Here is a 25,023-nt window from a genome sequence, read left to right as displayed (position 1 = left end):
GCCCAAGTCCCTAAAAAAACCCGCTATTCGGCGGGTTTTTTTAGGGACTTGGGCCGGCCGCTATCGTTGACCAATAGCACGGCTAAGGCGGTGAGGGTCAGGCGCAGGGCCCATTTGGCGGCGCGGCTCATTTGAGAGGTTTTACAGTGGGGGCGTCGGGCATGGTTTTAGCAAACACCTGGTTGGCGGGCAGTATCTGCATGGTGCAGCTGCTGCCGCCCGAGTTGTCGTCGCAGGTGGTGCCGATGATGTGGCCGTCCTCAAAATCGAAGTAGCAGCTGGGGCAGCCCACGCCTGAGATAACGTAGCGGCTGGCGCTGGGCGCGAGGTAGTAGGTGCTGTCGGTGGTGGCGCGCAGGGGCAGGGCAATGGCCCGGTAGCTGCCTTTGTTGTGGCCCAGGCCAATGAGGTAGTACACGGGGCTAACGGCATCACTACCAGGCGCTTTGCGCACCTGCACGCGGTCGATAACCGTGCCGTCGTTGAACTGCCGGATGAGCGCCGCCGCCATCACCGATTGCGCTAGCTTGTACTTCACCTTGCCGTCGCCATCGAGCTGCATCACTTGGTGGCTGGCCGCTGAGCCCGACAGCGAGGCCCCGGGCACCTTGCCCACACGCTGCGACCGGTTGGCCGGGTTGCTATCCTCACTGGTGCGCGTGGTTTCGCACGAGCTGAGCAGTAATAAACTGCTCAGCATGCCCAGCAAAAACAGGCCAAATAAGCGAGGCAATGTACGCATAGTTTTGATTAGTAGGCAGTTACTAAATAAGCGAAGCAGCAATGGAGCGTAGCAATTCTTTGCCTTTCCCACGGCTCGGGTTAGATACGTCGCAGGTAGGACGAAGGATTACCGCGCTCCAACTGGCCAAAAATGCGCGTGCGGCTAGCGGGGCTTGTAGTATTTGAGCGCGCCCGGCAGTTGGGTCTGAATATCGGCGATGCGGGTGGCATCGGCGGGGTGGTCGGAGAGAAACTCGGGGGTAGTGCTCTGGCTTTGGGCGGCCATGCGCTCCCAAAACGGAATTGCGCCGCTGGGATTATAGCCCGCCATCGCCATAAAAATCAGGCCCAGGTGGTCGGCCTCACTTTCCTGGCGGCGGCTAAATTTGAGTAGGCCCACCTGCGTGCCCATGCCTACGGCCTGCTGAAACAGGTTTTTGGTAACGCTCGGGTTTTGCGAGAGCGCCGTGGAAAGCGCCGCGCCGCCCACCTGGGCCGCCAACTGGTCGCTCATGCGCTCGGCCCCGTGCTTGGCTACGGCGTGCGAAATTTCGTGGGCCATTACCACGGCCAGGCCGTTTTCGTCCTTGGTGAGGGGCAGAATACCCGAGTACACGGCCACTTTGCCGCCGGGCATGCACCAGGCATTCACCGTTTTGGGGTCGTCGATAAGATTAAATTCCCACTGGTAGCCTTCGAGCTGCGCCGACTGGCCCTGCTGCTTGAAATACAGCTCCACGGCCTGCGAAATGCGCTGGCCCACGCGCCGCACCTCGGCCACCTCGGCGGCGTTGGTCGAGAGCTTAGCCTCGCCCAGCGTTTGCTTGTACTGAGTGATAGCCAGTGTGTTCATCTCGCTGTCTGACACCAGGCTGAGCTGGCGGCGGCCCGTGATGGGCACCGTAGTGCAGCCGGCAGTGGCGAGCAGGCAGCTGGCAAGAATGATTTTTTTAAACATAAGAAAGTAGTCGTAAGGTTTGGAGATAGCGTGGAATAAGCCCGCCGATTCCTGGCTGAAAGCAAGTCATTGCTGGCACCGGCCGGCCCTAGCTATACGCAACCGGGCGGGGAGAATGTTTACTTTGTGCAGGCAGGGGCCGCGCCGCGGGCCGCCCGCCGGCCCCGCCCCTGCCCTCCTCCCTGGTTTTTAGCTATTCCTCGTCCATGAAAATTATCTGCATCGGCCGCAACTACGCCGACCATATCGCCGAGCTGCAAAACGAAACGCCCAGCGCCCCAGTCATCTTCCTCAAGCCCGAAACCGCCCTGATACAGCGCGGCCAGCCGTTTTTTGTGCCCGCTTTTTCCGGCGATGTGCACCACGAGCTGGAGCTGGTGCTGCGCATCTGCAAAAACGGCCGCCACGTGGAGGAGCAGTTTGCCCACACCTACTTCGACGCCATCGGCCTGGGCATCGACTTCACGGCCCGCGACCTGCAAAGCGAGCTCAAGAAAAAAGGCCTGCCCTGGGAGCTGGCCAAGGCCTTCGACGGCTCGGCCCCGGTGTCGCCCACGTTCAAGCCCGTAACCGATTTCCCCGACCTGGCCAACATCAACTTCAAGCTCGAAATAAACGGCGAAGTGCGCCAGCAGGGCAATTCGGGCCTCATGCTGCACCCGTTTGCCAAGATTATCGCCTTCGTGTCGCAGTACTTCACCCTCAAGCAGGGCGACCTCATTTTTACCGGCACGCCCGCCGGCGTGGGCCCCGTGCAGCCCGGCGACGAGCTGGTGGGCTACCTGGAAGGCGAAAAAATTCTGGAAGTACCCGTGCGGTAGCACGTGCGGTAAGCTTTAGCTTGCCGTAGCCCGCCCGGTTCATTATAAAAACAGCCTGCCGCCCCTATTACCGACGGCAAGCTAAAGCTTACCGCACTTTTATCTTGTTGATTATCAAATTAGTGCGCCGGCTGTCAGTGCCGGCGCTCGGTGGCTTGCTGTTGCTGGCCACCGCCGGCCACGGCCAAGACGATGGCCAGGACGACACCACCGCCCGCCGCGCCAGCGGCCCCATTAAGCCGGCCGCCGCCGCGGGCCACGTAGACGTGCCGCCCGGCTATTTCCTGTTTCCGATTGCGCCCGGCCAGCCGGGCTTTCTGGCGGCCAGCATGGGCGAACTGCGGCCCAACCACTTCCACGGCGGCCTCGACATCAAAACGGCCAGCGTGGTGAACAAGCCCGTGTACGCGGCGGCCGATGGCTACGTGTCGCGCCTCAAGCAGTCGGCGTTTGGCTACGGCAACGTGCTGTATATCACCCACCCCAACGGCCTGACCACCGTGTACGGCCACCTCAACAAGTTTGGGGGCGCCGTGGGGGCCGAGCTGCTGCGCCGCCAGTACGAGCAGCAGACCTACGAGCTGGAGCTGTTTTTTGACAAGGGCCAGTTTCCGGTGCGGCGCGGCGAGGAGGTAGCGCTATCGGGCAATACCGGCGGCTCGGCGGGCCCGCATGTGCACTGGGAAGTACGCGACGCCCAGGACCGCCAGCTGAACCCCCTGCAATGGGGCGGCTTTTCGGAAATCCAGGACCACACCGGGCCCACCTTGCAGGCGCTGGCCGTAGAGCCGCTGGCCATTGGGGCGCGGGTGCGCGGGCGCTTCGAGCGGGCGCTGCTGGTGCCCAAGTTGCAGCCCGCCCCCGGCGCGGCCACTACGTGGCACGATACCGTGGCCTGCTTCGGGCCGGTGGGCCTGCTGTTGCAGGGCTTCGATAGGTTTGACGGGGCTTGGAACAAGAACGGCATCCAGCGCGTGACGGTGCGCGTAAATGGGCAGCCTCACTACCAGCACGTTATCGACGCAGTGCCGTTTCCGACCGGCACCCGGCAGGTCAACAATTTTGTGGACTTTGCCTACGCCCGCACCGGCGGCCGCACCCTGCAAAAGCTGTGGGTGGATGAGGGCAACGACCTGCCCTTCTACACCCCGCCCGGCATCGGCCAGGGCAAGCTCGACGTAGAGGCCGGCAAAGTGTATAGCATTGATTTTGAGCTGGCTGACGCGTATAACAACAAGGCCACGGCCCACCTGGTATTGAAGGGCGAGCAGCCCCTCGACTACGCCAAGCTGCCCGGCGCGGCCACGGCCCCCACCGCCAAGCCCAAGCTCAGCTACGACATCACCCGCAACCTGCTGCGCGCCACGGCCCTCAACGCCCCCACCGACACGGCCGGGCTGCCCGCGCAGCTGCTGCTGCGGCGCGGCGGCCGGCAGTTGGCCCTGCGCCCCAGCTACTCGGTGGGCGCGGCCACCACCTACCTCTACGACCTGCGCGCCGGCCTGCCCGATTCGCTGCTGCTGGGCGGCACCCGCCTGGCCTTCGACCGCCAGGCCATGATTCCGGCCAATCAGGAAACGAGCTATGCCACGCCCTACGCCAACCTGGTTTTTGGCCCGCAAACGCTGTTTTCGCCCCTCTTCCTCAGTACGCTGCACCGGCCCAACGCCGGCCCCACCGCCCCCGAAAGCTGGACCATCGGCACGGCGCTGGTGCCGCTCTACCTGCCCCTGCGCCTCACCCTGAAGCCCGCCACCCTGCCCGCCGACCGCCGCCGCGCCGCCATCTACAGCGTATCGGCCAACGGGGGCCGCGCCTACGTGGGCGGCACCTGGAACGCCGACAGCACCCAGCTCTCGGCCAACCTCAAGCAGTTTGGCCAGTTCCGGCTCTGCACCGATACCAAGGCCCCCGAGGGCCGGCTGCTGGGCCGCGCCGGCGGGCAGCTCACCTTCCGGGTGGGCGACGATATGTCGGGCCTGGCGTCGTATAAGTTGCTGATTGGCGGGCGCTTCCGCCTGCTGCGCTACGAGTACAAGAACGCCACGCTCTTCACCGTGGCCGGCGATACGCTGGGCCCCGCGCTGCGCGGCCCCGCCGAGCTGCACCTCACCGACCAGGTTGGTAATAAGCGCGTTATCCCGCTGACTTTGTAGGCTGTTGTTAAGTAAAGAATGTCATGCTTCCCTGCGTTCAGCATGACGTTCTTTTTCCTTCTTTACTCCTCCTAAATTCTATCCTATGCTTCCCGAAACCGGCACCCCCGCCCCCGACTTCACCGCGCCCGACCAGCACGGCAACCCCTTTACGCTGAGCAGCTTGCGCGGCCAGCGGGTGGCGCTCTACTTCTACCCCAAGGACGATACGCCCGGCTGCACCGCCCAGGCCTGCAACCTGCGCGACAACGAAAGCCAACTCGCTGCCCAGGGCATCAAAGTAGTGGGCGTGAGCACCGACGACGCGGCCTCGCACGGCAAGTTTGCGGCGAAATACGACCTGAATTTTCCTCTCGTGGCCGATGCCGACAAAGCCATCGTAACGGCCTATGGCGTGTGGCAGGAGAAGAAAAACTACGGCAAAACCTATTGGGGCACCGTGCGCACCACGTTTTTGATTAATGCTAACGGGCTGATTGAGAAGGTTATCAAGCGGCCGGACACCAAGGAACACGCGGCGCAGGTGCTGAAGTAGCGCCGCTTAGCTGAACATAAAAGAACGTCATGCTGAACGCAGTGAAGCACCTCTACCACGCCAACAGGTTCGTAACCCAACGGCGTGGTAGAGATGCTTGACTGCGTTCAGCATAACATTCTTTTTCAGCTGGTTACGCCTCTTCCTGCACCAGCAGAATCTTCCCGATGTGCTCACTACTCTCCATTAGTTCCTGCGCCTGGGCAGCCTCCGCTAGCGGGAACGTCTTGTAAATCACGGGTTTGAGTTGGCCGCTGGCGGCCAGTGGCCACACGCGCTTTTCAACCTCAGCCGCCAGTGCGGCCTTGAAATCGACGGAGCGGGGCCGCAACATGCTGCCGCTCACACGCAGGCGCTTGGTCATGATGTCGAGCAAGTTGATTTCGACTTTGGCACCTTTCATGGCGTTGATGTATTGCAGGCGGCCATCGGGCGCGAGTAGGCGCAGATTTTTGGCGGTATACTCGCCGCCCACCATGTCGAGGATAACGTTGATTTTCTCGTCTTTGAAAGCTTCTTCGAATTCTTCCTCCTTATAATTGACGCAGCGGGCGGCCCCGAACTTTTCGCAGTCGTGGCACTTCTCAGCCGTGCCGGCGGTGGCCAGCACCCGGCTGCCCAGCGCCGTGGCTAGCTGAATGAGGGTGAGGCCGATACCGCTGCTGCCGCCGTGCACCAGCACCGTTTCGCCGGGCTGGAGGGCAGCCGTTTGAAACACGTTGGACCACACCGTGAACACGGTTTCGGGCAGGCTGGCGGCTTCTTCCAGCGACCAACCGGCGGGTACCGGCAGGCAGTGCCGGGCATCGACGGCCACGTACTCGGCGTAGGCCCCTTCGGTCACGAGGGCGCACACGGCGTCGCCCACGCGCCAGCGCGGGGCATCGGGGCCTACCTCTACTACTTCGCCGGCTACTTCGAGGCCGGGGATGGTGCCATCCACGGGCGCGCCGCCGTACTTGCCCTCGCGCAGGCCAATGTCGGAGCGGTTGAGGCCGGTGGCGCGCACTTTTACCAGCACTTCGTGGGCGGCCGGCACGGGCCGGGGGCACGTTTGCAGCTGCAATACTTCGGGGCCGCCGGGGTGGGTAATGACGATGGCTTTCATGGGGGAGAAGGGCTATTGAATAATGTGAGGCTTGATTAGTAGCAAGTTGACCCGGCAAGCCGGGGCCGACAGTACCGCTCGTCCCTACTCGATACGCGAACAACTCGTTCTGGTGGGCTGTTCAGGGGCAATTGTTTGGCACGCTTCGCCGTAAAGACAAACACTCACCAGCACTAAAAACCAATCTTCTCATGGAAAAACTAACCGGAAAAGTCGCCCTCGTAACGGGCGCAGGCAAAGGCATCGGCAAGGCAATCGCCATTGCGCTGGCCCACGAGGGCGTGCACGTGGGCCTGCTGGCCCGCTCGGCCGACCAGCTCGCCGAGGTAGCCGCCGAGCTGCAAAAGCTGGGCGTGAAAACCAGCGTGGCCACCGCCGACGTGGCCGACGAAGCCGCCGTGAACGCCGCCGTGGCCCACATCACCGGCGAGCTGGGCCCGCTCGACATCCTGATTAACAACGCCGGCATCGGCACCTTCGCCAAGTTTCTCGATATGCCGGTGGCCGATTGGGAGCATATTATTCGGGTGAACCTGCTGGGCGTGTACTACGTGACCCGCGCCGCGCTGCCCGCCATGATTGAGCGGCAGTCGGGCGACATCATCAATATTTCCTCGACCTCGGGGCTGCGCGCCTCGGCGGGCAGCAGCGCCTACAGCGCCTCCAAGTTTGCGGTGATGGGCCTGAGCGAATCGCTGATGCAGGAGGTGCGCAAGCACAACATCCGGGTGTCGGCCCTCGCGCCCAGCACGGTAGCTACCGAGCTGGCAATCAGCAATAACCTCACCGACGGCAACCCCGACAAGGTGATGCAGCCCGAGGATATTGCCGAGTTTGTGGTTTCGCAATTGCAGCTCAACCGCCGCATTTTCGTGAAGGAAGCGGGGCTGTGGTCTACTAATCCGTAGCGGCTCACAAAAGCCCGCATAAGAACGTCATGCTGAGCTTGTCGAAGCATCTCTACCACGCCGCCGGGATTAGTAACCCTACTGGCGTGGTGGAGATGCTTCGACGAGCTCAGCATGACGTTCTTTTTTTCATCCTTTTTAGCTTGTGCAAAAAACCATATACCGGCATCAGGTAGCCAGTCCCTACCCCGCCGCTTATGTATCAACTTGTACTCGCCCTGCTGCTGTGCTGGCTGGCGCTGCCCGTGCTGGCCCAGCAACAGCTGGCCAAAGCCCGCCAGAGCAGCTACCTCACCAAAGTTTTTCGGCTGACCGAAGCCCAGGCGCGCCGCCTCTACGAGCAGGGGCTGCAAAGCGCCCGGCCCGATTTTTTCACGGTGCCCGTCGATTCTTTCCCTACCGACCAGCTGATGCTGCGGGGGCGGCCCCTGCCGCTGGGCTACTACCTGGTGGCCCACACCGAAGGGCCCCAGCTCGTGTACTGGCTGCGCGCCGAAACCAGCCGCACGGTGGAAGTCATTGACAACCAGCGCGACCTGAGCCTGACGGTGCGCGACTCGCTGGGCCGCCTGCTGCCCGGTGCGCGGGTGGCCGTGGCCGGCCGGCCCCTCCCCTACGACCCCGCCACCCACGCCTACCGCCGCGCCCGCGGCGCCCGCCCCGGCCTGGTGGCCGTGACGATAGACGGGCGCACCACCTTTCACCCGCTGGCCCCGCCCGCTGCCAAGCCGCGCGGCAATTGGGCAGTGCGGGCCGGGCGGCGGGTAGTGTTTGGGCGGCCGCTGGGCTACCTCACGGTGCCCATGTGGCGCACGGCGCAGGCGCTGCGGCACCCCAGCCGGGCCACTACCGGGCTGGTGGGGCTGCTGCGCTCGCCCTTTAGCAAGAACCTGCGCAACCAGCGCCAGCGCCAGCGGCAATACCAGAACCAAGAGCGTGAGCGCTGGCTCAGCTACCTGCTTCTCAGCCAGCCGCGCTACCGGCCCACCGGCGACACCCTGCGCCTGAAGGCGCGCGTGCTGCGTCGCCGCAACGGCCGGCCCAGCACCCAGCCCCTCACGCTGTGGCTGGGCGGGCCCGCAGCGGGGCGCAAGCGCTTGGCCGTGCTGCGGCCCGTGCGGCCCGGCTCGTACGAGTACAGCCTGCCGCTGACCGACACGCTGGGCTTGCGCGCGGGCACTAGCGCCGAGGTGTATTTGGAAGATGACCAGTACGTTACGGTGGCCAAGGGCAGCTTTCTCTTTGAGGATTACGAGCTTAAAAACGACCACTATGCCCTGCGCCTGCTGGCCGATAAGCCCTGGCGGGGCCAGCCGCAGGCCGTGTTTTTGCGCGGCAGCGACGCCAACGAGCTCAACCTGCCCGATGCGCGGGTGCGGCTGGCGGTGCTGCCCGCCGCCGCGCCGGGGCTGCTGCCCACGCGCCGGCTCTTCGTGCCCGATACCCTCTGGACCCACGCCCAACTACTTGACCCGCTGGGCGAAACGCGGGTGAATATCCCGGCGCGCATCTTCCCTGACCTGGACCTGAGCTACGCGGTGCAAGCCACATTTCTGACCTCGGATAATGAGCGGCACGTCGAAACTATCGGCCTGCCCTATCGGCGTGACCCCGGCCGGCTGTACCTGGAGCTGGGCCCCGATTCGGTGCGCCTGCGCTTCGACTCGCTGGGCGTGAGCCAGCCCCACCGTGCCCGCCTCACCCTCAACCTGGCCGACTACGCCCCCGGTGGCTCGCCTACAACGGCCGTGCAGCTGCCCCTGACGCTGCCCCTCAACTTGCTGGCTACCAGCTACGAGCTGCGTGATGCGCTGGACCGCGCCGATTATCTCTACCTGAATGAGAACAACGCAGACCTGACCCTGCGCGCCGACCGCCGCGACTCACTGCGCCTGGCCGTGGCTAACCCGCACCGCCTGCCCTTCTGGTACTACGTGTACCAGGGCAACGCCCTGCGCTACCAAGGATATACTACTGATTATAAGCTCACTATCAAGGACCAGAGCCCGGCCGCCTGGCACGTGTCGCTGCACTACGACTGGGGCGGCGAGCGCCGCACGGCCGAGTACACGGTGGGCGCGCCGCAGCCGCAGCTCACCATCACCACCACGCAGCCCGATGTAGCCTACCCCGGCCAGCGCCTGCGCCTGGGCATCGCCGTGACGGACGAGGCCGGCCGGCCCGTGCCCAACGCCGACCTCACGGCCTACGCCTACACCAGTAAGTTTGGCGAACCCGAGCCGCCCGAGCTGCCCCGCTTTGCGCCGCGGTCGGTGCCGGGCCGGGTGGCGCGCCAGCGTTTCACGCTCAGCGAGGGCTTTGGCGAAAGCGCGGCCACGCGGCCGCTGGCCTGGCCCACGTGGCGGCATCGGCTGGGGCTCGACTCGCTGCAATTCTACCACTTTTTGTATCCCGAAAGCGGGGCGTTTTACGCGTACCAGCCGGCCCCCGGCGGGCTTGCGCAGGTGGCGGCGTTTGTGGTCGATTCGGGCCGGGTGCAGGCGCCCATTGCGGTGTACGTGGATGGCGAACCGGCTTATATTCATGATATTAACCTGAATCAGCCCTACACCGCTCTGGCCGACAGCGGCTTCCACACGCTCAGCATTCGCACCCGCAACCGGCTCGTTACGCTGCGCGAAGTGTACCTGCGGCCCCTGCACAAGCTCACGCTCAGCCTCGACCTGAACCACCCCTGCGCCGAGCTGACCGTGGAGGCGCGCCCCGCCACGCTGCTACCCGACGAGCTGCTGCCCCTGCGCCGCACGGTGGTGGCCGCGTCCAACACCGGCTACGCTACCCTGCGGCAGGGCAACGCCCTGCGGCCGCTCGATTACAACACGACCACGAGTGGGCTAATGGTAGCGGGGCCTTTCCAGCCCGATTCCGTTTTGCTGCGCTACCGCGAGAATGGGCAGCGGCGCAAGTTTTTGTTTGAGCCGCTTTATGACTACCAATTCAGCCCCGGCGTTCTTAAGCTGACCTGCCTCGCCCCCGACCACCTGGGGCCGCTCAACGGCGCGGGCTTCCCGCCGAATCTCCCGCTCGGCGACTTTGCCTATACCGAAAGTGATTTTCCGCGCGGCCCCTATCTACCCTATACTATTGCAGGGCAGCGTATTATCCAAAAACCACCTACCCTTACTAACCCTACCCAGACGCCTGTTGGCCAGGGCCGCCTAGAGCTGCGCCTGCCACTAGCCCAGCAGCCCGCTGTGCTGCCGGCCATTCTGTACACCCTGCTCACCCGGCCCGACCAGCCCAAGTTTCGGCGCTTGCAAGCGGGGCTGGCGGTGCTGCACGCCCTGCCGCCCGGCCGCTACCGCGCCGCCGTGCTGCTGGCCGACAGCACCTGCCTGGCCCCGAAAGAGCTGATTTTGGTAGAAGCCAACGGCCAGACTTACTACCAGCTGCAAGCCGCCGACCGCCAGCCGGCCGGCGCGCTCAGCCACCGCATCAACCAACTGCTGGGGCAACTGGGGCGGATGATAGTCGTCATTCCCGAGCGCCGCGAGATACTGGTAGAGCAGCCCACGCAGGCCCAGCCGGGCTGGCACCTGCTGCGCGGCCGCGTGCTCGACCACACCACCGAGGAGGGCCTGCCCGGCGTAACGGTGCTGGCCAAGGGCACCACCGTGGGCACCTCCACCAACGCCGATGGCAGCTTTTCGCTGCGGGTGCCGCTCACGGTGCAGGCCCTCACGTTTTCCTTCATCGGCTTCGTCACGCAGGAGTTGCCCCTTAGCCCCGATGGCCTTTTCGCGGTGAGTATGGCGGCTGATTCCAAACAGCTGGAAGAGGTAGTGATAACTGGCTACGGCACTATGAGCCGGGCCAGCCTCACGGGCAGTGTGAGTACCGTGCTGCAAGGCCGGGCGGCCGGCGTGTTTATCTCGGGCGGCCCTGTTCAGATTCGGGGCACGGCCTCGCTGGCGCTGAATTCGGAGCCGCTGTATATCGTTAATGGCCTGCCTTTTAGCGGCAACATGGCCGACATCGCCCCGGCCGATATTCTGGATATAAAGGTGCTGAAAGGCCCCGCGGCGATGGGCCTCTACGGTTCGCGGGCCAGCAACGGGGTTATCCTGATTACGCTGCGCAAGGGCGCGGCGCTGGCGGGCCAGCCCGTGGGCCCCGCCGCCGACCAGCTGCCTGGCCAGGATGCGCGCCTGGCGCTGCGCCGCCGCTTCCGCGACTACGCCTGGTGGCGGCCCACCCTGGTGACCGACGCCCAGGGCCGCGCCCGCACCGACGTGGTGCTGCCCGATGACCTCACGAGCTGGGACACTTTCGTGGTGGGCTCCGATGGGTGCGGGCGCGTGGGCACCGCCACCAGCCGGCTGCGCGCCTTTAAGGCGCTGCTGGCCACGCTGGCCGTGCCGCGCTTTCTGGTGGCCGGCGACCGTGCCCAGGTACTGGGCAAAGCGATTAATTATCAGTCGGATACCGCACAGATTACCACCACCTTCCGGGTGGGTGGGCAGGTAGTGCGCCGCCAGGCCCGCCGCGTGAGCAGCGCCGTTATCGACACGCTCACCGTGACGGCCCCGGCGGCGGCCGACTCCTTGCAGCTCACCTTCGGCCTGGAGCAGGCCAGCGGCTACGCCGATGGCGAGCAGCGCACCCTGCCGGTGCTGCCCGTGGGCACCCGCGAGCGCGTGGGCACCTACGCCGTGCTCACCGCCACCGATACCACCCTGGCCCTACCCCTCGACCCGCGCCTGGGCCCCGCCACGCTACGCCTCGAAAGCGACGCCCTCCCCACCCTGCTGGCCGAGATTCACCACCTGCAAGACTACGCCTACCTCTGCAACGAGCAGGCCGCCTCGCGCCTGCTGGGGCTGCTGCTGGAGCAGCGCATTCGCGCGGCGCAGGCTACGCCGTTCAAGTACCCGAAAATTGTCAACTTTCTCATCAAGAAGCTGTTGGATGGCCGTCAGCAAGCTACCGGCATCTGGGGTACGTGGGCGGCGGCCACTGGCAGCCCCTGGGCTACCGTGCACGTGGTGGAGGCGCTACTGGCCGCCGAAAAGGCCGGCTATGCCGTGAAGCTCGACCACAACCCGCTCATTGCCTATCTCTTGCATGAGCTGGATGCCAGCCTGAGCGCCCCCACCGCCACCCATCGCTACGCCGGCTATTTCCAGCAAAACGACGACCAAATTCGGCTGCTGAAGCTGTTGCATGACCTGGGGGCCCCGGCGCCCTACGCCACCTACCTGCGGCGCATCGAGGCCCTTGCGCCGCCCGCGCCGCGCCGCCCGCCCCTCGACCGCTACCTGGCCCTGGCCGAATTGCGCCAGCAGCTCGGCCTGCCCTACCAGCTCGACAGCCTGCGCCACTACCGCCTGCGCACCGCCCTGGGCGGCGTGTTCTACGCCGACACGCTGCGCGCCGGCACCTACTACCGCTACCTGCTCGCCGACCGGGTGGGCACCAGCCTGCTGGCTTACCGCGTGTTACGCCAGCAGGGCGGCCACGCGGCCGAGCTGGCGCGCATCCGCACGTTCTTGCTGGGGCTGCGCGGCGGTGGCTACTGGGGCAGCACCTACGAAGCGGCCCAAATCCTGACCACCATCGGCCCCGATTTGCTGGGGCCGGGCCCCGGCGGCGCTATGGCGCAGGTGCAGCTCAGCGGCAGCCCGGCGCTGCCGGCCGGGCCGGTTACGCAGTTTCCGCTGGCGCTCACGCTGCCCGCCGGCACCGGGCCGCTCGCGCTGCGCAAGCAGGGCGGCCTGCCCGTGTACGCCACCGCCTACCAAACCCGCTGGAACCCCGCGCCCGAGGCCGTGGCCGCCACCTTCACCGTTGCCACCACGCTGGCTGGCCAGGCTGGCCGCCGCGTGGCGCTGCCCGCCGGCAAGCCCGCCGAGCTGCTCATCACGGTTGAGGTGGCCGCTGAAGCGCGCTACGTGGTGCTGGAAGTGCCCATTCCGGCCGGCTGCTCCTACGGCGAGCCCGCCCCGACTAACCCTTTGGAGGTGCACCGCGAGTACCTCCAGCACCAGGCCGGCCTCTTCATCGACCTGCTGCCGGTGGGCCGCCACACGTTCCACATTGCCTTGCAGCCGCGCTACCGGGGCAGCTACACCCTCAACCCCGCCCGAGCAGAGCTGCTGTATTTCCCCACCAAGTTTGGCCGCTCGGCCAGCAAACGGGTGGATATAAAGTAGGTGGATAAATTAAGCAAAACCGGTTTTTATCCTTACCTACTAATCAACGTGAAATAACACCTTCACGGCCGTTACGAAGAAGTTGACACCAATGGCCAGCGTGAGAAAGCCCATGATGCGGGCCAGCGCGGCCATACCCGGCCGGCCCATGAGCTTGGTGAGGCGCAGCGACGACACCAGGATGAGAAACGCCGCCGCCGCCACCAGCGCAAAGCCCAGCACCGTCATGGCCTTGTCGGCATACGTGGGCCGGATGAGGCCGATGCAGAGCGCCATCGAGCCCGGGCCCGAGAGCATGGGCATGGCCAGCGGCGTGAAGCTGATATCGTCCTTGAGCTTGCTCTCCTCCAGGGCGTCGGGGCCCACGCGGTCGCGGCTGGCGCCCGGCGTGAGCAAGTCGAAGGCCGAGCGCATGAGTAGGATACCGCCCGCAATGCGCAGGTGCTGGATGTTGATACCGAAGAAGTTAAGAATATACTGCCCCCCAAAAAAGGCCACCGATAGTATCGCCATCATATACACGCACGAGCGCAGGGCGATGGCCGTGCGGTCCGAGTTGCTGTCGTCGGCGGTGAGGGTCAGGAACATCGGCATGGCCCCGAAGGGGTTGACGACCGAAAACAAGGTGGTAACAGTGGCAATCAGAACTTCCATGCCGTAAAGGTATTAGCGTAGTAAGCTGGTTGCCGGGCTCGACTCACCGTATAGCAGGCTTTTTTGGACTTTGGCGGCGGCCGCCCATCTTTGCCGATTCATCTGCCCACCGCGCTACTTTCACCACGTGCCCACTCTGTATCTTGTTCTGCACGGCCTGGGGCTGGTGCTGGGCGGCATCGGCCTGCTGGCCACCCTGCTCCCCCTGTTTCGCCAAACTGCCTGGTGGATTCGCGTATGCGATTTTCCGCGCCTGCAAATAGTAGCTGGCTTGCTACTCAGCCTGTTACTACTGAGCCTGCCCGGCGACAGGCTGTGGCTGGCGCACTCGCCGCTGGCCCTGGCGGCGCTGGGGGTGGCCGTGGGCTACCAGGCCTCGCGCATCTGGCCCTACACGCCCTGGCACGGCAAGCAGGTGCAGGACAGCCAGCGCCGGCCCGACGACCCTAACCACCTCAGCCTGCTGGTTACCAACGTGTTGATGTACAACCGCGACGCCTCGCGCTGCCTGGGCGTCATCCGCGAGTACCAGCCCGATATTGTGCTGGCCGTCGAAACCGACGAGTGGTGGCTGAGTCAATTGCAGGGCCTTACTGACGACTACCCGCACACCTGCCACGCCCCGCTGCCCAACACCTACGGTATGCTCGTGTTTTCGCGCTTGCCCTTGCTGGCCAAGGACATGCAGTTTATCCTGGACCCCGGCATTCCGTCGTTTCACGGGCGGGTACGGCTGCCCAGCGGCGTCGAGGCCAACCTACACTTTGTGCACCCCAAGCCCCCGGCCCCCGGCGAGTCCAAAACCAGCACCCGGCGCGATGCCGAGCTGCTACTGGTAGGCCGCGCTATTCAGGCGCACGACGGCCCCACCGTAGTGGCCGGCGACCTCAACGACGTGGCCTGGTCGCACACTTCTGAGCTGTTTCGGCGGCTGGCGCGGCTCCTCGACCCACGCGTGGGCCGGGGCCTACTGCCCACCTTTCACGCCGAGCACAAGCTGCTGCGCTGGCCCCTCGACCACGTGTTTCACTCGGCCCATTTCCGGGTGCAGCGCATGGAGCGGCTGCCCTACATTGGCTCCGACCACTTCCCCATTTTTATTCGTCTCAGCTACGAGCCCCAGGGCTGGGAGGCGCAGGAAGCCGAGCTGGAAGCTTCCGACGCCGAAGACCGCCTCGAAGCCCGCGAAAAAATCAACGACGCCATCGCCGAAGGCCCGGCCGACTAATCAGCGGCCCACCAAGCGAAACGACCCGCCCGGTCGTCCTTTCAAGGACGACCGGGCGGGTCGTTTTTATTTATAATCAACTGGTTATCAAATAGCTATAGTTTTTGGGGAGTAGGCTTGGCGGGCTTCACCCGCGAGTCGGCCTGCACGGTGGGGCGGGCGGGCTTGGTAGTGGCCACGGGCACCGCCTTGCGATGGATGAGCGTGCTGAGGCGGCCCCGGCCATTGCGCGTAATGGCGCGGATGTTCAGCGTTACCCGCTTGCGGCGCAGGTCGCCAAAACCCAGGGCGAAGTTGCGCAGCGCAGGCAGTGCGTCGCTGCCCAGCAGCTTATAAGTATTCATCTCGAACTCGAAGGGCACGCGCACCGAGTCGCGGGCGGGCAGTTCCAGGGCCAGCGGCATGCGGCCGGCCCCCAGCTCTTTGCCATCGACCAGCACCGTGTAGTCGAGGCCCGTGATGGCGGTGGCCTCCAGGTTGGGGTTGTAGGCGTTGAGCTGCAAGCGCATTTTCAGTGGCAATTCCTTATTTACGTATCCCTCAATAAGTTGATTGCGGCGTGGCAGGTCCACATCGGTGGGCGTGCGCAGCTTTAGCACATCCAGGGTGCCGAGGCTGGCTTGCTCCACGGCCCGCACTTTCACCTCGGGCTGCACGTTGGGCGCGCCCTCCTGGCGGGTTTCGCGCAGCGTGCAGCTCGATGCCAGCAAAAGCGCGGCAGCGGGCAAAAGCAGGGTAAAACGGCGAATAGATAGCATAATAGTAACAATTTTCATAACGCGACCTACGAAACGGGCCAGCTAATCGGTTGGCAAAGCACTAAAATAAAAATCATGCCGGGAACCTATTTTCGCCAAACTCCCTCTGCCGCCGGTTGCACCCACTGTGCAGGTGGCTTAAAGAAAAACGGCTGCCCCAGGAGTATCCCCTTTTCAGCTGGCAAACAGCCCCACTTCCCCTTACACTGAAGGCAGCGGCCTGCCAATTAAAATGCTACCTAGATTAGAAGTGGCCGCAAATAATTCCCGGTTAGTAATTACTATGCAAGTTATAGTATATCGCGCCCCACCACAAATAAGCACCTTCGAATCATCCAACCCTCCTCCCATCGCTTATTTTATACAAAGTACTACCAACAAGTAGCTTACAAATTGTCAGTAATCATTTTTTCTTTCTATAATTCTACTAAATATTAGTTAGTATCCAGGTAAAAAAATTGTTTTTTTACGCCGGTAGGTAGTTAGCCAGTACTGAGGCCCTGCATTACGCGCACGCTCACCAGCAATAGCAGCATTATTATAGACAGCACCAGAATGCGCAGCCCGTGCACCCGGTCGGTGGGGCTGTAGGCGGGCACGTACCGGCCATCGGACAGCTCTTTGCGGTGGAAGTACAACTGGTAGCCGATGAGCAACCCGAAGAACCCACCCAACAACGCCGATACGTAGCCGCCTAGTATCCACATTTTGTGGTCTTTGTCGGGCTGGGCCAACTCGGCTACGCGGTGCTGCCGCAGCAGCCGCAGGGTATCGGCCGATACGTCGTGGCCGCGCTCGCGCAGTAGCTGGCCCGCCAGCGCCACGTCGAAGCTGCTCCACTCGTCGGGCTTCACCAGCAGGTCAAACAGCTCTTCGTCGGAGAAGGTGAACAGGTAGTGATTGGGGTCGGCCTGGCTGATGGCGTGCTGGTTCACATCGGCCAGCAGCTGGCCGCCGCGCTCAAAGTCGGCCAGCTGAAGCTTCACGGTAAACTTGCTGACCAGCCGGTTATTGGCAAACGACGAGTCGAAGGCCATTTGGCCATTGTCGGCGTCGGTGCGGGCCACGATGCCCTGCTGGGCCAGCATGGCCAGCAGCGGCTGCGCCGCCTCGGCGGAGGCGAAGGTCTGGAAAGCCCGAAAATCAGTGCGGGCCTCGTAGCTGGTTTCCGCGCGCGCCGCCTGCATATCGGTCGGCGTTTCGTCGAAGTACTCGCCATCGTCGCCCTGCACGCGGGCCTCAAAAACCTGCGCAACCGCCAGCATCTTCCCCAAAATCTCCTCATCGGGGTTCTGCACTACCACCCGGTCCTCCTCATGGCTGAACCACGCATACTTACCCCCGCGCCCATGCCTGGAGTAGCCCAGCCACACGCTCAAGCCCGCCGCCTCCGCAGGCAGCCCCGCCTCCAGCCCCGGCACGGGCGCGCCGGCCTGGCTATCCAGTTGCATCTCAGGGTCGTTGGCTACGTAGGCCAGCCACTCGGGCAGCGAAATAACCGCGTCCTCATCCCCCGCCGCCCAGCTTTCCGCCTTGCGGGTAATGTGTACATTGTAATCCATATATTTATTCGAAACACCCACCAAAAGTGCCCCTCAAAAATAAACAAAAAAAGGCCGGAAGCATAAGCTCCCGGCCTTCCAAAAATCCGAACAAACCACTCAAAAAACGGCCAGTCAGGAGCACCGCCCCGTATCTGCGAAGTCCGTTAAATTCGGTTGAATCTGCGGTTTATTTGCCGTCTACTTCCTCGTAGTCCACATCGGTTACGTGGTCGCCGGCGGGCTGACCCTGGCCGTTCGAGCCCTGGCCGCCATCGGCCCCGGGGAAGCCCTGGCCGCCATCCTGGCCGCCCTGCGCGCCTGCGGCGGCGTACATCTCCTGCGAGGCAGCTTCCCAGGCCTTGTTCAGCGCGGCTACGCCGGCTTCGATGGCAGGGAGGTCCTTGCTTTCGTGGGCCTTCTTGAGGTCGGCCAGCGCGCCTTCAACGGCGGTTTTGTTGCCACCGCTCAGCTTGTCGCCAAATTCCTTCAACTGCTTCTCAGTCTGGAAGATGAGCGAGTCGGCGTCGTTGGTTTTCTTGATGCGGTCGGCTTCGGTTTTGTCCGACTCGGCGTTGGCCGTGGCCTCGGTGCGCATGCGCTCGATGTCGGCATCGGACAGGCCGCTGCTGGCTTCAATGCGGATTTTCTGCTCCTTGCCGGTGCCTTTGTCCTTAGCCGTTACGTTGAGGATACCGTTGGCATCAATGTCGAAGATTACTTCAATCTGCGGTACGCCGCGGGGTGCGGGCGGAATGCTGTCGAGGTGAAACTTGCCGATGGTGCGGTTCTGCGAAGCCAGTGGGCGCTCGCCTTGCAGCACGTGGATTTCTACCGAAGGCTGCGAGTCCGAAGCCGTGGAGAAGGTTTCCGATTTCTTAGTCGGGATGGTGGTGTTGCTCTCGATGAGCTTGGTCATTACGCCGCCCATCGTCTCAATGCCCAGCGAAAGCGGGGTCACGTCGAGCAGGAGCACGTCCTTTACCTCACCGGTGAGCACGCCGCCCTGGATGGCCGCGCCGATGGCTACTACTTCGTCGGGGTTCACGCCTTTCGAAGGCTTCTTGCCGAAGAACTTCTCCACTTCCTCCTGGATGCGGGGAATGCGGGTTGAGCCACCCACGAGGATAACCTCGTCAATTTGCGAAGCCGACAGGCCGGCGTCTTGCAGCGCCTTTTTGCAGGGCTCCATCGAGCGGCGCACGAGGTCGTCGCTGAGCTGCTCAAACTTGGCGCGGCTCAGCTTGACCACCAGGTGCTTGGGGCCGCTGGCGGTTGCCGTGATGTAGGGCAGGTTGATTTCGGTTTCGTTGGAGCTCGACAGCTCAATCTTGGCTTTCTCGGCAGCTTCCTTGAGGCGCTGGAGGGCCATGGCGTCGTTGCGCAGGTCGAGACCTTCATTTTCGCTCTTGAACTGGTCGGCCAGGAAGTCGATGATAACCTGGTCGAAGTCGTCGCCGCCGAGGTGGGTATCCCCGTTGGTGCTCAGCACTTCAAACACGCCATCGCCCAGTTCCAGAATGGATATATCGAAGGTGCCACCGCCGAGGTCGTACACGGCGATTTTCTGGTCCTTGTGCTTCTTGTCGAGGCCGTAGGCCAAGGCAGCCGCCGTGGGCTCGTTGATGATGCGCTTTACTTCGAGGCCCGCGATGGCGCCGGCTTCCTTGGTAGCCTGGCGCTGGGCGTCGTTGAAGTAGGCCGGCACCGTGATAACGGCTTCGGTAACGGGCTGACCCAGATAGTCTTCGGCGGTCTGCTTCATTTTCTGAAGCACCATGGCCGAAATTTCCTGGGGCGTATAGTTGCGGTCACCGATTTTAACGGCAATCGTGCTGTTGGCGCCGGGCGTCAGGTCGTAGGCTACGTACTTGCTCTCGGACGAAACCTCCGAGAACTGACGGCCCATGAAGCGCTTGATGCTGGCGATGGTGTTTTTAGGGTTGGTAACGGCCTGGCGCTTAGCCGGGTCGCCTACTTTGCGCTCGCCCTTGCCATTGTCGAGAAACGCGACAATCGACGGGGTAGTGCGGCGGCCTTCGGAGTTGGGGATTACAACCGGCTCGTTGCCTTCCATTACGGCTACGCAAGAGTTGGTGGTGCCTAAGTCAATACCGATGATTTTGCCCATGATGGTGGGGTGCTAAGGTTTAAAAGTGAAGTGGTGTCTTGGTTAGAGGTAGGGCCGTGGGGCCGCTACCTGCTTACTTACAAGCCGCGTACCAGCCGCGTTTTTCTGCCACTTTGGCCGGGCGGGCGGGTGGCGGCGGGCGCAAGCTGCCAGGGCGGCCAGCCGGCTGGCTCACTATGGCGCCCGGCCTGCCGAAATTGCGGGGCCGTCGCTTCACCCGCACCCCGCTTGGCACAGCGCGGCCGCCGATTAGCCAAAATTTTGGTAGGTCGGGCACATCTACCGAACTTTGTGAAACCGTTTACGGCGTAAGTTAGTTGAGAGCGCACTTGCTTTTATACTTTACTTACCCTTTTTCAAGCTTACATGAAAAATTTCCTCCTTCTCGCGCTGGCTGGCCTGGCCTTCACCACGGCCTGCAAAAAAGACGACAACTCGGCACCTGCTATGATGCAGCTTTCGGGCAACCTGAGTGCGACCAATTCCATCAAGCCAACCAGTGCCTCTACTGCCACCGGCACCGTCACTGGCACGTACGACCCTAATAGCAAGGTTCTCAACTACACGCTGACCTTCTCCGGCCTCACGGGGGCACCGATGATGGCGCACTTCCACTACGGCGACCCGAAGCACGTTGGGGATGTGTTTATTCCCCTTAGTGGCCTGCCGACCGGCACCAGCGGTACCATTACGGGAAGCACTACGCTAACTACGGTTCCGGCCGTAGCGGCCGTACCAGCGACCACAACTACTCCGGCCATCCCGGCCAAGCCAATGGCCGTGCAGCCCGATTCCTTTAAGTTGGGCAACGTATACGCCAACATTCACACGGCTCAATATCCTGCTGGTGAAATTCGCGCCAACGTTGTGGTGAAGTAAGCTGCGTAATGTTTTCGAGCCGGCCGCTACCCAGCGGCCGGCTTTTTGCGTTTAGGGCCGGCTGTGTAGCAACTTTGCGGGGCGGCCGTGCATCTTTGGGCCCCTCACCTCGCTACCCTTCCCCTCCTCACCCATGAAACTCCTTTCCGCCGCCTTGCTGCCGGGCTGCCTGCTGCTAGCCGGGCTAGCCCAGGCCCAGGCCCCCACCACGCCCACAGCCGCGCCCAATGCCCCGTACCAGCCCTCATCTACTAAGACCAACGACCTGGTGCACACCAAGTTGGCTGTGCGCTTCGACTATGCCAAGCGCTACCTCTACGGCCAGGAGTGGGTGACGCTGAAGCCCCACGCCATTGCCACCGACACGCTGCGCCTCGATGCCCAGGGCATGGACATCAAGACGGTGGCCCTGATGAACGGCACCACCCAGAAGCCGCTCAAGTTCGATTATTCGGATAAGAACAACCTGCACATCAACCTGGGCCGCTTGTTCAAGCCGGGTGAGGAATACATCGTGTATATCGAGTACACGGCCAAGCCCGATGAATTGCAAGTACAAGGTTCCCAGGCTATTACCGATGCCAAAGGCCTGTATTTCATCAACCCCGACAGCGCAGTAGCGGGCAAGCCGGTGCAAATCTGGACGCAGGGCGAGACGCAGAGCTCGTCGGCCTGGTTTCCGACCATCGACCGGCCCAACCAGAAAACGACCGAGGAAATTGCCATGACCGTGCCGGCCAAGTACGTGACGCTCAGCAACGGCAAGCTGGTGAGCCAGGTGCCCGCCGGCCCCGGCCTGCGCACCGACACCTGGAAGATGGACCTACCCCACTCGCCCTACCTGTTTATGATGGCGGTGGGCGACTTCAAAATCTACAAGGACACCTGGCGCGGCAAGGAGGTCAATTATTACCTCGAACCCAAGTACGCGCCCTTCGCCAAGCAGATTTTTGGCAATACGCCCGACATGCTGGAGTTTTTCAGCGAGCGCCTGGGCGTGGAATATCCGTGGAATAAATACGCCCAGATTGTGGCCCGCGACTACGTGAGCGGGGCTATGGAAAACACCAGCGCCACCCTGCACGGCGAACAGGTGCAGATGGACGGCCGCGAGCTGCTCGACCGCGAGTACAGCAGCGAGTCGGTGATTGCGCACGAGCTGTTTCACCAGTGGTTTGGCGACTACGTCACGGCCGAGTCGTGGTCCAACATCACGGTAAACGAGTCGATGGCTGACTTTTCGGAGGCGCTTTACGCCCAGCACAAGTACGGCCAGGATGCCGCCGACGCCCACAACTACCGCTACCTGAAGTCGTACCTGGGCAGCCCGCGCGACGCCACCAAGGACCTCGTGCGCTTTCACTACAACAACCGCGAGGACGTGTTTGACCTCGTGAGCTACCAGAAGGGCGGGGCCATTGTGCAGATGCTGCGCACCTACCTGGGCGACGACGTATTCTTCGCCGGCCTCAAGAAGTACCTGACTGACAATAAGTTCGGCAACGGCGAAGCGCACCAGATGCGCCTGGCCATGGAAGCCGTATCGGGCCAGGACCTCAACTGGTTTTATAATCAGTGGTACTTCGGCAGCGGCCAGCCGGTGGTGAGCATCGACTACGCCTGGAACGCGGCCAGCAAGACCCAGAACGTGACCATCAAGCAGACGCAGGCCGACAAGGTGTTTCGGCTGCCGCTGGCCATCGACTACTACGTGAACGGCAAGGCCCAGCGCCAGAATATCACGATGACGCAGGCCACCCAAACGTTTAGCATGGCGCTGGCCGCCAAGCCCGACCTGGTGAACGTGGACGCCGACAAGTTTACCCTCTGGCAGAAAACCGACAACAAGCCCGTAACCGAGTCGCTGTACCAGTACAGCCACGCGCCGCTGTACGTAGACCGCCGCGAGGCCCTCGACGCGGCCCTGGCCTTGCAAACGGCCAACCCCGCCGCCCGCGCCGTAGTGCTGGCCGCCCTCAAGGATACGTTCTATGGCCTGCGCATTGCGGCCATCAACGGCCTGAAGCTCGACAATGCTGCCGTGGCCAAAGCCGCCGCGCCCACCCTGCGCAAGCTGGCCGCTACTGACCCCGAAACCCACGTGCGAGCCGCCGCCCTGGTGGCCCTGGGCCAGCTCAAAGACAGGAAAGACAGTAAGTTGCTGACGGCTGCGCTCAGCAGCCAGTCATACGGGATACAAAGCGCGGGGCTGCAAGCCCTGAGCGAAATCGACGCCCCCACGGCCCTGGCCCGCGCCAAAACCCTGGAAACCGACGAGCACCTGGCCGGTGCCGTTACCACCGTGTATGCCCTGCACGGCGGCCAGGAGCAGTGGAACTACATCCGCACTACCTACGATGCCGCCTCGGGCCGCGGCCGCTACGGCTACATTCAGCCCATGCTGCAGATGCTGGGCCGCCTCGACGACCCCACCGCCTTTGCCGAGGATGTGGACCGCCTGCAAAAGCTGGCCATGGTACCGCAGCTGCGCGCCTACGGCCTGGATAAGCGCATCGTAGATGGCATCCAGAAAGGTGGCGCTGCGCAGGCTGGCAAGCCTAATGCGGCCAAGAACCAGGCTACGGCAGCGGCGGCTGTGCAAGCTATTCAGGCGGCTAAGTAGGGGCTGGCTGAGCAGGCTAAATTAAAGGCTGGCTGATGTCAAAAAGGACGTCATGCGGAGCTTGCCCAAGCATCTCTACCGCTTCATCCAACGATGCGGTAGAGATGCTTGGGCAAGCTCCGCATGACGTCCTTTTTTACGCCTATTAATACCCATTCTACCACCCTCTACCACAAAACGTAACGCGCTACGGTGAACTATCCCTGCGGGTTGCGTGTCGGGTAGGCCATGCGCAAAACCACTCCGCTGGTGCTGGCTATTCTGCTCGCAGGCTGCCTCACCCCCGCCCTGGCCCAAAACACGCCGGAAGAAAGCAACCCGAACGGCGACACGCCTTTTGTGCAGCACATTCGGCCCGACCGCCCTGGCCAGACCATTACAGCGGGCGTGCTGCGGGCGGGCGAGTTTCAGCTCGAAACTGGTATTCAGCGCTTTACGCCCCGCTTGGGCGTGGGCGTGAGCAGCAACGTGAACACGCTGCGCATCGGCTTCTGGAACAGCATGGAGCTGCGCGTAACGCAGCCCTACGTGTTTGGCACACCCACCCTGAGGCAGCCCGGCGGCGAAACCCCCACCCTGCGCACCGACTCGGTAGGCTGGGCTCCGCTCACGGTAGGCCTCAAGCTGATGCTGACGCCCGACCGGGCCAGCCGCTTCCAGGCCTCGCTGCTGGCCGAGGCCAGCCTGCCCAATACCGGCCAGAACGGCCTGCGCCGCACCACCTGGGCCCCCGCCGGCCGCCTGCTGCTGAGCCAGCAGCTGGGCCGCCGCGCCGCCCTGGAGGGCAACTTCGGCTTCGTGCAGTCGGGCCTCACCATGACAGATTTGTTTAATGGCCAGATTGGTGGGCAGTACATCGGCTCGCTGGCCCTCACTGCGCCCATCGGCAACAAGGCCGGCTACTTTGTGGAAGGCTACGGCCGCGGCCGCAGCGAGCTGACTACCGGGGCCACCGCCGGCCTCTACTACCGGCCCTGGACGGGCCTACGCTTCGATGCCACGGTGGGCCGCATCTTGGGCGGCCTGAACGCGGGCGCCAATACGGTGGGCATAGGCATGGCCCTGCGCCTGGGTGGCAACCACCACTGACCGTAGCTTTCAGACTAATATGCTCTTTTGAAATAAATTAAACACGATAAATTAGCAACCTGATTGTCAGCTTTTTAATTTATCTTTTTTAATTCTGCGTGGAGATTCGAAAACCACACTCACTGTTGGAGTTAGCCCAAAAGAGGCAGCCCACGGCCACCCCCACGCATGATGCCCGCATGTACCTCTAGCCAGCCCGCCACGTATACTGGCGGGTTGGCCTTTTTTTGGCCTTCTGACCCACTTTCTGCTATGCGCTTTCAAGCTTTTTTTCTGCCCTGCCTTTTAGTACTTGGCGCTGCCTGCCAGCGCACCGACCGTGGCAACTCCAGCCCGCTTGGTAGCTCCACGTCCACCATCACTACCGCCGATGCCCCACTGCGCGAAACCCGCTGGGTGCTGCGCCAGGTAGCCGGGCAGCCCGTTGCGGCCGTGCCGGCCAATGGCCAGGAGCCGTTTTTGCGCATCACGGCCGCGGGCACAGCCGAAGGCCAGGGCGGCTGCAACACCTTCCGGGGCGGCATGGAGCCCGCCACCAACGACGGCGAATTGAAATTTGCGCCCCTCCGCAGTACCCGCATGGCCTGCCCCAGCCTTACCATTGAGCAGCAATTTTCCCAGGCGCTCAGTGCCACGCGCGCCTACCGCATTAGCGGCGACACGCTGCTGCTGTATGGGAATGCCGAGCGCACTGGCCAGCCGCTGGCCCGCATGGAGGCCGTGTACCTGCGCTAGGCG

At 63.2% G+C, this 25,023-nt stretch carries 17 protein-coding genes; 10 read left to right on the top strand and 7 right to left on the bottom strand.

Going from position 1 to position 25,023, the window contains the following annotated elements; genetic code table 11:
* Positions 1 to 127: 127 nt before the first annotated feature.
* A complete protein-coding gene (locus QMK33_RS15880) occupies positions 128 to 742 on the bottom strand; it encodes a hypothetical protein (RefSeq protein WP_283565595.1) in 615 nt (204 codons plus the stop codon).
* Positions 743 to 886: 144 nt separating this feature from the next.
* Entirely contained in the window at positions 887 to 1,681 is a 795-nt protein-coding gene (locus QMK33_RS15875; protein WP_283565594.1) for a M48 family metallopeptidase, read from the bottom strand.
* A gap of 206 nt (positions 1,682 to 1,887) precedes the next feature.
* On the opposite strand from QMK33_RS15875, the gene QMK33_RS15870 reads away from it, so the two are divergent.
* From QMK33_RS15870 to bcp, 3 genes are all read left to right on the top strand, one after another.
* A complete protein-coding gene (locus tag QMK33_RS15870) occupies positions 1,888 to 2,502 on the top strand; it encodes a fumarylacetoacetate hydrolase family protein (protein WP_283565593.1) in 615 nt (204 codons plus the stop codon).
* Between the two features lie 107 nt (positions 2,503 to 2,609).
* Complete coding sequence (locus tag QMK33_RS15865) at positions 2,610 to 4,658, top strand: M23 family metallopeptidase (RefSeq protein WP_283565592.1); 2,049 nt, start codon at positions 2,610 to 2,612, stop codon at positions 4,656 to 4,658.
* Positions 4,659 to 4,743: 85 nt separating this feature from the next.
* Positions 4,744 to 5,193 carry a thioredoxin-dependent thiol peroxidase gene (gene bcp, locus QMK33_RS15860; protein WP_283565591.1) on the top strand — a complete coding sequence of 150 codons (450 nt, stop codon included), beginning with the start codon at positions 4,744 to 4,746 and terminating at the stop codon, positions 5,191 to 5,193.
* A 133-nt stretch (positions 5,194 to 5,326) separates the two neighbouring features.
* Here bcp and QMK33_RS15855 read toward each other — a convergent pair whose 3' ends face one another.
* Positions 5,327 to 6,301, bottom strand: coding sequence for an NAD(P)H-quinone oxidoreductase (locus QMK33_RS15855; RefSeq protein ID WP_283565590.1), 975 nt, complete (start codon positions 6,299 to 6,301; stop codon positions 5,327 to 5,329).
* 191 nt (positions 6,302 to 6,492) lie between these two features.
* Between QMK33_RS15855 and QMK33_RS15850 the strand changes: the two genes are divergently transcribed.
* Positions 6,493 to 7,209, top strand: coding sequence for a 3-ketoacyl-ACP reductase (locus QMK33_RS15850; protein ID WP_283565589.1), 717 nt, complete (start codon positions 6,493 to 6,495; stop codon positions 7,207 to 7,209).
* Between the two features lie 197 nt (positions 7,210 to 7,406).
* Positions 7,407 to 13,382: a carboxypeptidase-like regulatory domain-containing protein gene (locus QMK33_RS15845; protein ID WP_283565588.1), complete on the top strand. Its 5,976-nt coding sequence runs from the start codon at positions 7,407 to 7,409 to the stop codon at positions 13,380 to 13,382.
* 39 nt (positions 13,383 to 13,421) lie between these two features.
* On the opposite strand, the gene QMK33_RS15840 is transcribed toward QMK33_RS15845, so the two are convergent.
* A complete protein-coding gene (locus tag QMK33_RS15840; protein WP_283565587.1) occupies positions 13,422 to 14,036 on the bottom strand; it encodes a MarC family protein in 615 nt (204 codons plus the stop codon).
* Positions 14,037 to 14,163: 127 nt separating this feature from the next.
* On the opposite strand from QMK33_RS15840, the gene QMK33_RS15835 reads away from it, so the two are divergent.
* Positions 14,164 to 15,264: an endonuclease/exonuclease/phosphatase family protein gene (locus tag QMK33_RS15835; protein ID WP_283565586.1), complete on the top strand. Its 1,101-nt coding sequence runs from the start codon at positions 14,164 to 14,166 to the stop codon at positions 15,262 to 15,264.
* A 95-nt stretch (positions 15,265 to 15,359) separates the two neighbouring features.
* Here QMK33_RS15835 and QMK33_RS15830 read toward each other — a convergent pair whose 3' ends face one another.
* From QMK33_RS15830 to dnaK, 3 genes are all read right to left on the bottom strand, one after another.
* Positions 15,360 to 16,040, bottom strand: coding sequence for an LEA type 2 family protein (locus QMK33_RS15830; protein WP_283565585.1), 681 nt, complete (start codon positions 16,038 to 16,040; stop codon positions 15,360 to 15,362).
* A 464-nt stretch (positions 16,041 to 16,504) separates the two neighbouring features.
* Positions 16,505 to 17,584 carry a hypothetical protein gene (locus QMK33_RS15825; protein WP_283565584.1) on the bottom strand — a complete coding sequence of 360 codons (1,080 nt, stop codon included), beginning with the start codon at positions 17,582 to 17,584 and terminating at the stop codon, positions 16,505 to 16,507.
* 169 nt (positions 17,585 to 17,753) lie between these two features.
* A complete protein-coding gene (gene dnaK, locus QMK33_RS15820) occupies positions 17,754 to 19,694 on the bottom strand; it encodes a molecular chaperone DnaK (protein WP_283565582.1) in 1,941 nt (646 codons plus the stop codon).
* A 366-nt stretch (positions 19,695 to 20,060) separates the two neighbouring features.
* On the opposite strand from dnaK, the gene QMK33_RS15815 reads away from it, so the two are divergent.
* The 4 genes from QMK33_RS15815 to QMK33_RS15800 all read left to right on the top strand — a co-directional run bounded on the left by QMK33_RS15815 (position 20,061) and on the right by QMK33_RS15800 (position 25,020).
* Positions 20,061 to 20,573 carry a CHRD domain-containing protein gene (locus QMK33_RS15815; protein ID WP_283565581.1) on the top strand — a complete coding sequence of 171 codons (513 nt, stop codon included), beginning with the start codon at positions 20,061 to 20,063 and terminating at the stop codon, positions 20,571 to 20,573.
* Positions 20,574 to 20,706: 133 nt separating this feature from the next.
* Positions 20,707 to 23,196 (top strand): M1 family metallopeptidase, encoded by a 2,490-nt coding sequence (locus QMK33_RS15810; protein ID WP_283565580.1) that lies wholly within the window; start codon positions 20,707 to 20,709, stop codon positions 23,194 to 23,196.
* A gap of 228 nt (positions 23,197 to 23,424) precedes the next feature.
* Positions 23,425 to 24,285, top strand: a complete 861-nt coding sequence (locus QMK33_RS15805) for a transporter (RefSeq protein WP_283565579.1) — start codon at positions 23,425 to 23,427, stop codon at positions 24,283 to 24,285.
* A 252-nt stretch (positions 24,286 to 24,537) separates the two neighbouring features.
* Entirely contained in the window at positions 24,538 to 25,020 is a 483-nt protein-coding gene (locus QMK33_RS15800) for an META domain-containing protein (RefSeq protein WP_283565578.1), read from the top strand.
* The last annotated feature ends 3 nt before the right edge of the window (positions 25,021 to 25,023 follow it).

This window comes from Hymenobacter sp. H14-R3, assembly GCF_030063445.1.
Classification (GTDB): domain Bacteria; phylum Bacteroidota; class Bacteroidia; order Cytophagales; family Hymenobacteraceae; genus Hymenobacter.
Note: the sequence above shows the minus strand (reverse complement) of the source record. Positions and strands in the feature narration are given on the sequence as shown.